A 910-nucleotide genomic window follows, 5' to 3' on the forward strand; every position below is an offset into this window, starting at 1 on the left:
TAGAAAACCACTCAAGCATAAGGCTCTATGAACTAGAGTTCAAGCGAGCTATATGCTATCGTGTTTTTCATGAAATGCGCACTTACGACTTGGATTTCATCCAAGTCAAAGTTTGCGTAAGGGGATACCCCTTAACCCCAAAAAACTGCTACGCAATTTTTTTAAAAGCAAAAGCATCTCAAGGCGACTGCATGGCAATCTATCATTGTTCCACTAAAACAGTTAACCGAAGTTCAGGACGAACTGCGGTTGCATCGAGTGCCTATCGTGCAGGTGAAAAACTAGAAGATGAACGCACAGGGCTGACCCATGACTTTACGAGAAAAGAAGGTGTCGCCCATTCTGAAATTATCTCTAATCTAGATATTGAAATTGACCGTGGCGAACTTTGGAACTTGGCAGAAAAAACCGAGAACCGCAAAGATGCCCGAACCGCTAGAGAATGGGTGATTGCCCTGCCTGATGAATTAGACGCTGTTCAACGTAAGGACTTGGCAAAAGACTTTGCCAGGTCCTTAGTTGATCGCTATGACGTAATCGCAGATTTAGCCATCCATGAACCGAGCAAAGGCGGTAATGATAAAAACCATCACGCCCATATCATGCTCACAACCCGAAAAGCCGAATTAGACGCAGACAATAAACTCACTCTGACCACCAAAACCGATATTGAACTCAGCAACGCCAAACGAAAAAGCCTTGGCATGGGGACAACCCAAGAAGATATTAAGCAAATTCGAGAAACTTGGGCAGACTTAGCCAATAAAGCATTGGAACGTGCAGGCTACCGAGAAAAAATAGACCATCGTAGCTATGCCGATCAGAACAACGGACTACAAGCCACCATCCATGAAGGCACCAAAGTCACACAATTACGCAGACAAGGCATAGACACTGAAATCAGCCGTTT

1 protein-coding gene is annotated in these 910 nt (G+C 44.5%); it reads left to right on the forward strand.

Annotated features, from left to right (window positions below):
• Window positions 1–191 precede the first annotated feature (191 nt).
• Window positions 192–910, forward strand: a 719-nt coding sequence (gene mobQ, locus GBN19_RS15460; protein WP_151778705.1) for a MobQ family relaxase, incomplete at its 3' end; no start/stop codon positions are given.

Origin of the sequence: Acinetobacter brisouii (assembly GCF_008993995.1) — a bacterium.
In the GTDB taxonomy this organism is placed as follows: domain Bacteria; phylum Pseudomonadota; class Gammaproteobacteria; order Pseudomonadales; family Moraxellaceae; genus Acinetobacter; species Acinetobacter brisouii_A.